We start from the raw sequence: 8,557 nt of genomic DNA on the forward strand, positions 1-8,557 counted from the left end.
AGTTGCAAGAAGAACGAAAAGAAGATTAAGAGCAGTTCCAAGATGCAGGTTCTCAGTTGCAAGAAAGAAGAACTGTACAACAGAAGGGATCTAGAACTGCTCATGAGCCTAGCTCCGCTGAAAGATCAGTCTTTGAGAGATTTTATGAGGCCATTGAGCATTTTACTTATCTCCTCTCCGGTCTCGATGAGCTGGTCTCGAACTTGATCAGTGATGTAACCAAGTCTGAAGGCTATTTCTATCTGAGTGAAGGTTTCGAGAAGAGATCCTCTAGCCTGATAAAGAAAATGAACAAACTCCTTCTTGAAATACCTTCCGGAGCCTTCGGCGATATTCGAGGGGACTGATACCGCTGCTCTTTGGAGCTGGGAAGCGAGACCGAAACGTTCAGAATCCGGGAAGTCTCTAGTTATCTTGTAGATGCTGGTTACATAATCCATACTGGCGTTCCATACAAGAAGATCTTTGAAAGATGTCGACACAGCTAGAACCTCCTTTTCTGAATGATGATCAATCAAAGTTTCGCCGAAATCATCGATTCATGCAACTGGTTTCCCTTGCAACTCACAACTCAGAACTTGCAACTGGATTTTCCCTTGCAACTCACAACTCAGAACTTGGAACTGGTTTTCCCTTGCAACTTGTAACTCAGAACTTGCAACTGAATTTACAGAAAGGAGAAATATCATGGAAGACAGAATAACCAAGACGATGGCTCTGCTTCTGGATGGAAGTTGGAAAGAAGCGGGCAAGCTTTATCGCGAGATAATAAACGATCTCTCAAAGAAGGAGAGTGTTTCAGAAACAGTTCTAAATGGAGAAAGTAGTCAATGCGCTTCTGAGGCTGAGAAAGGCGTATCAGTTGCGAGCGAGTTCGAAAGGTGGGTAACTCTGAACGAGGAAGAGCTGTGGGATCTGGGGCATATCGCCTATCTCTTCGATGACACAGAGACTGCAGAGTCTCTCATTGAAGAGCATTATTCCAGGAAACCGAATGACATAGAAGGAATGGTCTTCCTCGGAAAGATCTACAAGAAGCGAAAGAAGCCTTACAAATCCGAACTTATGTTCAGGGCTGCTCTTTGGGAAGACAAAGACAACATGAAAGCTGTGGAAGAGCTTGTTTATCTCTATCTCGATACTGACAGGCCTCTCGATGCCCTCGCATGGGCTCAGAAGCTGCTGAGGCTCGATCCCCGGACTCCGAAAAGCTACTTTCTTGCAGGCAAGGCACTCGAGAACCTCGACAAACCAGAGCAAAGCAGAAGATACATCATAGCAGGTATGATCCTCGATCTCTCCAGCTCCAGAGGATCAAGCTTTCAGAACTTCTACGAAGACAAACTCGGCGAATCGATTACTATTGCTGATCTTGATGATGCCAGAGAGGTTATTGAGGAATGGGTGGGAAAAAATCAGCACACCATTGCAGGTACGCAGCAGGTGACCAAAGCAAACCCTATTCAGTAGATGCTTTCCGGAGAATAGCAAACAGTCAAAGGGTAACATGATTCGTTTTGCCCACTGCATATTCACATAGCTGAACCGAAGCCGGGCGCCCGCCCGGCTACTTCAATTGTCTATCATTGGGACAAACGTCTTCAGTTCAGAACGATCTCTTCTTGGTAAAGAAATTCGACAACAGTTTATGAAATGTATATCTGACATCGTTGGGATTTATTCCGTAAGTCGTAGGCAGGTTTTGGTTCTGCTGATGAATTCTCATGTGAACTGAGGCGAACTATGCCCGTCTGCTTAAACAACTTTCGATAGTAAGAGAAAGTAGATCAACTGGCCCGGCTACAGATATTAACTTGCGAATATCTCGCAATAAGAAAGTGCTTTGTGCTTGTTGCAATCAATGGAACTTAGTGAATATTCAAGGTTTCTCGCGAAGAGAAAACCAGTTGCAGAGGAAATGTTGAAGTCCAACTTACCAATTATTCTACATCCAGAGATCAACTCAAGAGGATTACTTAAACCATCCCGAAAGCTCATGGAAATCATTTGATATCGCGAGCAATGCCTTATTAATTGACCCAAGATGGTTGTAACGAGTAATAATCGTTACGGATCGTTCTTACAATAATACAACTTATAAGTTATAAATAGAGGTAAGATGGAGAGAAAGATCGATGTCTTATCCGACGAAAGAATGCAGAGGGAATTTGACAAGTACGTAGGAAAGAATCCCTCCAGAAAGAAGGATCTGATAAAGAAAAGGTTTTTGCTCACCGAGCTGCTGGAGAAGGCGGGGGAGAATTATCTGAAAACGGAACTTGCAAAACCGCGAAGATCTTCCCGCCTGGAGGTTTTGAGACGTACGAAGACCAGTTATTCAATATATTCTCTTCATCTTACAGAGACGAAGAGGAATGATCCAGAAAACGCAAGGATTCTTTTCTGCTTCTTCAATGATAAGAAGATTATTGTTTATCTTGTCTTCTTTGATGAGTCCGATGAAAAGTATGAGAAGGCGATCGAGAGACTGAAGTCGAGGATTTGTGAATGGACCGGTCGGGGATTCAATGTATGCAAGTTTTAGGAGGTGTAGTTGTTTATGTTTTCATGGGTTGAAGGCGATAGAAAGAGAAGAATGAATACTGAAAATCCAGAGCCTGTGTTCAAGAGAGACAGCGAACTGTTGTTAGAGTCGGCAGACGATGACACGAGATTTGAGTTGAACTTGATTGGAGTCATGACGGATATTTCTGCAGCTCTTATTAACTATCGGGCGAATAAATCCCTTTCACAAAAGGAGCTGGCAGAAAAACTAGAGTGCAGCCAGGCAATGGTCTCGAAGATCGAAAGTGGCGACTATAACTTCACAATAAGAAAGCTTTTTGACGTTGTCAACAAACTCGGAGGTCGTGTATCTCTTGAGATTGACTTCAAAGATGATACTTCGATTCCAGATTCTTCTGAAGAGCGAGTCTCAATATGGGAGTACGTTGGCAATCAAAGCATCAAAGGGATGAAGAATAGTGCCTGAGCCAGTGAATGCCGAGTTCCGTTTCTTGGCGCACAGAATTTCTGATTTTTCGTTTACTCTCCAGGAGGGGGTCAAAAACATGTCAATTTCGCTGGACCTGCATGATCCAGAGCTTGAATATGGGCGTGCCGATAACGGTTGCCTCCTCGGCTTGTTGTCTCTCTCAGTCAAAGTCAGGGGTCGAAGCGGAAGAAAGATGGCTTTGAAGCTCGATGCAACAATCAAGGGTAGGTTTGAAGCTCCCGAGAATATGGAAGACAAAACATTCGAAGACTTTTGCATGATTAGCGGGACCGCAACTCTGATCCCTCTTCTTAGGGCCGCTATTATCTCTTTCACTTCGCAGGCTGGAATGAATCCCCCTATAAGAATACCTTTGATCAATGTGCCTCAGTCACTCTCAAAAAACACCTTGTCAGAGAAAAAAGAAAAGAATAGGGAATAATCTGATCAGTATTCTTCTGTGGTCATATCAGCTAGCTCGCCTTCATCGAACATCTAGATTGATCATATGATATAGCCAGAGGATATTTGTATTGAAGAAAGCAGCTGCTTGCGCGAGGTTTCCCGGAGAAAACCGCTCGAAATCAGCGTGGAATCCTATGATAATTACTGCTGATTAGGTACTCGTCTACTTGAGACCGTCTTTCGCCAGAACATGGCGACACTGAAAATCAAACCCCGCTGTACAGGGCAGCCGCCAGTAGAGGCCCTTCTTTCAGAAGGATTTCATTTTTCTCATGAGACAATAAACAGAACCCACAAAAGAACACTCCAAATCGAGTGTGGGGCCATTGAGATACTCAACGAATCATGTGCGCGGTTATTTGAAAACGCGGTGGTACGTCTGGATTTCTTTTCCATTTAGCCCTTCTTCAGCGCCTTTTGGGTTTCTTGCTGTCAAAGGGCAGTGTTGACTTTTCTCGAAAATAGGGACTTCGTATTTTGAGTTGAGATCAGTCTTTTTTTCTCCCTATTTGGATCTTGATGATAATTATCTATCTTTTGACATGGTTGACGACTGCAATTCAGTCCTTCCAGAGAAAAAAATTCTGTTGAGGTTCGTGTCTTTTTCTTCTTCAGAATTCTTCGAGATCTTCTCTAATTGCTGACTTATATCATCTGGGAATTGGCTTGGAAATCCGGGAGAGAAGTAACGTATGATAATATATTAATAAGCCAGAATGCAAGTATTTTCTGTATGAGATTGGTGTTTAACATGAAGTGGCCAATTCTTAAGAACAAACCTCTAGTTGAGGCAATATTTGAGCTGCGCTGGGCTCTGAAAACCCAGGAGTCAGGATCGATAATCGATCCGCATTATAGGATAGTCTTGGGGAGCCTATACAGTAGAATTCGTGACGAATATCCTTTTCACGAACAGCTTCCATCAGCTTCTATACCTGATGAAATGGCGCCTTTTGTTGTTCAGCACCAGTTCCGAAAAGGGCAAGCGTGTTGGCCTTTGGTGCAGTTGGGACCCGGAATTATCACGCTGAATGCGACTGAAGACTATTCGTGGGATGATTTCAGAGGCAGGATTAGCCGCTTGATCAAAGATTTCTTCGAGTCTTATCCAGATCCAGACATCAACCTGAAGGTTAATATGCTTTCCCTCAGATATATTGATGCAATAGATTTTGATTACACTTCGGAAGACTTGTTTTGCTTCTTGCAGAGGAATCTGAAAGTGAACGCTGGGATAGATAACAAACTCTTTGAGAAATGCAGTTTAGACAAGAACCCTACTGCATTTGATTTTAGGTATGCTTTTCCGACAAAGGAAGAAGATAGTCAACTTAATTTCCGGGTAATGCGAGCCAAGAAAGGTGAGAGAGATGTTCTGCTCTGGGATACCCAGATTGTAAGGATCTCCGACGAAGCTCTCAGTCCGGTTGTGAGAATCATGAAATGGGTTTCTGAAGCTCACTCTTTGGCGGACGATTGGTTCTTTGGGTTGATTGAAGGTGATTTACTCAGGAGGTTTCAGTGATGTTAGCTATTACTGTTAGAGAATTCGATTCCTATGTATTGCCAAACGGGACTGCTTCGTCAGTTTTCGAGAATTCCTCTGTCTTGTTTAGGCAATTCCCAGAATCAGCACTCTACAAGACATTGAATCCTTCAAGGATAATCGAATCGGGTTGCGGATCAAGTGGTTTTGCCGACGCTGGTACTGTGCTTGATACATTGTTTCCTGTCTGGTTCTCGGAGACAGGAACTTCAGAAATCGTTCCCAGTGTGAGAGAAGCTAGAAATTCTGTGCCTCTGCCAGGCCATTTTCCCCCGAAAGCAAAGTACAAGATTAGATTGACCATTAGAAACGTGAAGAAAGGTCAGCCAAATCGACTGGATGACGTTGACTTGTTCTAGGTGATTGTGATGGCAGAGTATCCCTGGTATAGAACGGTTGAGAAAGGCCAGCCGCCAGAGCAAGGTGATTTCGTACTCATGCCCAATTATTGTTCCACCAGCTACGATCGAGGAATACAAACAGGTCGAGGCCGATGTGATTACTTATGATGTTTTGATCATGAGTCAGTCTTGTGACCTAGCAAACAAGAAGATTGACCTGGTTCTTGTCTGTCCGGTTTGGCCCTTAAGGGCAATAGAGAATTCAGTTCCTCACTTCAGAAAGAGCTCTGGAAAGGAAGATCTTCGCAGGGGGCATCTTCATGCATTCCATCTCTTGAACAAGAGCGAAATTGACAAGTTCACTGAGGACTTCTTGGTAGTTGATTTTAGAAACGTTTACGGTGTTCACTATGACTTTCTGATAGAACATCTGAGAAGACAAGGAGACCGGCTTCGATTGCTTCCTCCGTACAGAGAACACCTCGCCCAGGCCTTCGCGAGATTTTTCATGAGAGTAGGACTACCTGCCGATATTCCTAGATTTAAATGAAAATGATTCAAGACCTGAAAACCTGACTACTTCATTTCTTCTGTTTTTTCGGAAGGAGCTTCTTTCTTAAAGAAGGGCAATAAACAGGACCCGCAAAAGAAAACCCTAAGCTGGGGCTGGGTCTTTAAGACACTCAACGAATCAAACGCGCGGTTATTTGAAAACGCGGTGGTACGTCTGGCTTTCCTTTTCATTTAGCCCTTCTTCAGCGCCTTTTGGGTTTCTTGCTGTCAAAGATGAGTCTTCTCTTGGAAGGGTTTGTCTGGTAAAGGAGGCTAACATCTGATTCTGAAAGGTGAAGAAGGCGGCTCTTCTCCAGTGAGATGCATAGCTGAAATGGTTGCCATTCATTCTGCAAACGAGAAGTTTTGTTCTGCAAGTCGTAGGCAGGTTCTGGTTCTGCTGATGAATTCCCATGTGAACTGAGGCGATTCCCAATTTGATTGTTTCCCTCAAACTAAGTGAGATTCGCAAGGTTGAAGAGGGCCGCGGTCTCTTCCAAAAACGATCACTGTTGTCAGTTTAAGGGCTTGACAAGGCTAACTATCTAATAATCACATCATATTAGTGTATTTTGTTCTGAATGTTTAGTGATGTAAAATAACAGACGTGTCGTAATTAAATTCAGGAGGATAGCAATAAAATCAGGGAGAGAGCCTACGAGATCCTTAGCATTAGGGGTTCCGGGAAAACCTGCGAAGAAATGTCAAGGTCCAACTGCTTGATCATGAGACATTCAGAGACTGACTCAAGAAGATTACTGCAACCATATGGCAAGAAACGGCCACGAAGTGAAAGAATTCACTTCAGTGTTCTTTTTGCCAGGGACGGACCCGAGGTCAGTTGCGTAAGCGTTTGGGGGATGTATGAATGCGAAGGGGTGTTATTTGGCTTCTTCGCTCTGAGGTTTGGTGAGACATTGGCAGTCAAAGACGCGAACCACTGCTAGCCAATAGTGCAGTATATGCCGTTTCTTGTCGCCCAGGAAACTGCATGCATGAGAAAGCGGAAGAATAATGAGAATAAACGTGCATACTTTAACCTAATCAACCGTGATTGTAATTCCCTCGAATCATAATTACATAAGTTATAGGTTATAAATGAGGTGTGCGATGAGAATCATAAGATCAGAAAGCTTCAATTCCTGTTTTCTGGATTTTCTGGACAAGCATAATAATAGGGTAGCTCCTGTTATGGACAAGCTTGGTTTCTTCGAAGAGGTACTTGAAAGAGATGGGCCTATAGGAGTCAGAAAGTCCGGTCTACTGGAAAAGTTGCATGGTACGAGCATTAACAGCATTACGCTGATTAGAAAAGGATTGATGTTCGTTGTTTGTGTTTTTTTCCCAGCAATGGTATTGAAGAGGTCTGTGTTTTGCTTATGGTGTTCATTGAGAAAAGCTCAGCAGATTATGTTAAGGCAGTTAAACAAGCTGAAAGTCTGGCGGATAAATGGTTGAGCGATAATAAAGGATTCAAAGTTCGAAAGGGGTGAAATAATGGCCATCAAGAGGAATTCATCTTTCGGTGAGTTTCTTGACCAAGTTGCCAAGACCTACAATGTTGAAGATTCTCTCGCTATAGGTAGGATTAAGGGTCAAGTTGCCAGTCAGTTAATGAACTACAGAAAAGAAAGAGGTCTTTCGCAGAAACAATTGGGTGAGCTGTTAGGCTTTAAGCAGCCATACGTTTCAAATATTGAACGTGGAGAAGAGAATCTTAGCTTAGAGACTCTTGTCAAGATCTCTGCCTGTCTTGAAGGAAGACTGAATGTAGATCTTGGAATAACTGACAGAAAAACCGAAATAACAAGAGAGGTAATAAAATACATTCCTATATATATTCCCGTAATTTCGGTGAAGAATAATAAAAGCTATTTTAGATGGAAACCGAGTGAGGCGGCTTGATAAATGCATAGAGTGGAACAAGCGATACTTCAAATGAAAAGATATCTGATAAAGGAGTTTTCCTTCTCCTACACTCCAGTACAAAATGAGATCGTGATATCTATTGAACTCGGTAGAGAGACGAGAATTATCGAAGAAGACGGTAGGAAGAACTGTCTTCTTGCGCTCACTCTAACAGCATTTGGTAGAGCCGATGAGACAGATTATCTTACGATAAAGGCAAGCATGGAGGGTGTCTTCGAATGCCAAGAAACCCTCGAAGAAAAGGCATTAGAAAAAATGGTTGCTGAGAGCGGTACTTCAATACTTCTGCCAGTACTACGCGCAGCTATTTTATCGTTTACAGGGCAGGCAGGCCTTACACCTCCAATAGTCATTCCACTTATGAATCCACGTTTCTCTTCGGAAGCAGAAAAAAAGTAAAGAGTCTATATACGCTTCCTCAGCTTTTCATCGAACTTCTCGATTGATCATATGATATGGCCGGAGGATATTTGTATTGAAAAAAGCGGCTGCTTATGCGGGGATTCCCAGGAGAAGTCGCTTGAATTAGTGTAAGAATCCTACTGTAATTACTGTCTTAGCCGCTGAAGGCTGAACGCTGCTCAAAACCACGTTGTCCGTCAACGGTCCACCGTCCTCCGAGGAAAACTCGTTCTTCGTTCCAGAGCGAGGACCTGTTCTTCGTGAAGAACGGTTCTTCGTTCCGACGCTACGCGTCCAGGTTCTTGGTTCTTCGTCTAGGATTCCGTC

General features: G+C 43.3%; 12 protein-coding genes. 10 read left to right on the forward strand and 2 right to left on the reverse strand.

Going from position 1 to position 8,557, the window contains the following annotated elements; translation table 11 throughout:
- Positions 1 to 125: 125 nt before the first annotated feature.
- The gene (locus B3157_RS03430; protein ID WP_214060034.1) at positions 126 to 482 is read right to left on the reverse strand and encodes a four helix bundle protein; all 357 of its coding nucleotides are present in this window, start codon (positions 480 to 482) and stop codon (positions 126 to 128) included.
- Between the two features lie 205 nt (positions 483 to 687).
- Here B3157_RS03430 and B3157_RS03435 point away from each other — a divergent pair, with 205 nt between their 5' ends.
- The 10 genes from B3157_RS03435 (at position 688) to B3157_RS03480 (ending at position 8,227) form a co-directional block, all read left to right on the forward strand.
- The gene (locus B3157_RS03435; RefSeq protein WP_292588852.1) at positions 688 to 1,470 is read left to right on the forward strand and encodes a tetratricopeptide repeat protein; all 783 of its coding nucleotides are present in this window, start codon (positions 688 to 690) and stop codon (positions 1,468 to 1,470) included.
- A 649-nt stretch (positions 1,471 to 2,119) separates the two neighbouring features.
- Complete coding sequence (locus B3157_RS03440) at positions 2,120 to 2,545, forward strand: hypothetical protein (RefSeq protein ID WP_292588854.1); 426 nt, start codon at positions 2,120 to 2,122, stop codon at positions 2,543 to 2,545.
- A 15-nt stretch (positions 2,546 to 2,560) separates the two neighbouring features.
- Positions 2,561 to 2,992 (forward strand): helix-turn-helix transcriptional regulator, encoded by a 432-nt coding sequence (locus tag B3157_RS03445; protein WP_292588856.1) that lies wholly within the window; start codon positions 2,561 to 2,563, stop codon positions 2,990 to 2,992.
- Positions 2,993 to 3,071: 79 nt separating this feature from the next.
- Positions 3,072 to 3,437, forward strand: coding sequence for a protein-export chaperone SecB (locus B3157_RS03450; RefSeq protein WP_099831069.1), 366 nt, complete (start codon positions 3,072 to 3,074; stop codon positions 3,435 to 3,437).
- A 774-nt stretch (positions 3,438 to 4,211) separates the two neighbouring features.
- On the forward strand, positions 4,212 to 4,985 hold the full coding sequence (locus B3157_RS03455) for a TIGR04255 family protein (protein WP_214061149.1): 774 nt from the start codon (positions 4,212 to 4,214) through the stop codon (positions 4,983 to 4,985).
- Positions 4,985 to 5,365, forward strand: coding sequence for a hypothetical protein (locus B3157_RS03460; protein WP_292588861.1), 381 nt, complete (start codon positions 4,985 to 4,987; stop codon positions 5,363 to 5,365). Before B3157_RS03455 ends, B3157_RS03460 begins: the two co-directional genes overlap by 1 nt.
- Before the next feature lie 37 nt (positions 5,366 to 5,402).
- Positions 5,403 to 5,897 carry a hypothetical protein gene (locus tag B3157_RS03465; protein WP_292588863.1) on the forward strand — a complete coding sequence of 165 codons (495 nt, stop codon included), beginning with the start codon at positions 5,403 to 5,405 and terminating at the stop codon, positions 5,895 to 5,897.
- A gap of 1,112 nt (positions 5,898 to 7,009) precedes the next feature.
- Positions 7,010 to 7,357 carry a hypothetical protein gene (locus B3157_RS03470; protein WP_292588865.1) on the forward strand — a complete coding sequence of 116 codons (348 nt, stop codon included), beginning with the start codon at positions 7,010 to 7,012 and terminating at the stop codon, positions 7,355 to 7,357.
- Between the two features lie 39 nt (positions 7,358 to 7,396).
- Positions 7,397 to 7,804: a helix-turn-helix domain-containing protein gene (locus B3157_RS03475; RefSeq protein ID WP_292588867.1), complete on the forward strand. Its 408-nt coding sequence runs from the start codon at positions 7,397 to 7,399 to the stop codon at positions 7,802 to 7,804.
- 33 nt (positions 7,805 to 7,837) lie between these two features.
- Positions 7,838 to 8,227: a preprotein translocase subunit SecB gene (locus B3157_RS03480; RefSeq protein WP_349680358.1), complete on the forward strand. Its 390-nt coding sequence runs from the start codon at positions 7,838 to 7,840 to the stop codon at positions 8,225 to 8,227.
- 126 nt (positions 8,228 to 8,353) lie between these two features.
- On the opposite strand, the gene B3157_RS03485 is transcribed toward B3157_RS03480, so the two are convergent.
- Positions 8,354 to 8,557 (reverse strand): hypothetical protein (locus B3157_RS03485; protein WP_292588869.1); only part of this gene is annotated, 204 nt, incomplete at its 5' end.

The organism is Mesotoga sp. UBA5557, from assembly GCF_002425715.1.
In the GTDB taxonomy this organism is placed as follows: Bacteria; Thermotogota; Thermotogae; order Petrotogales; family Kosmotogaceae; genus Mesotoga.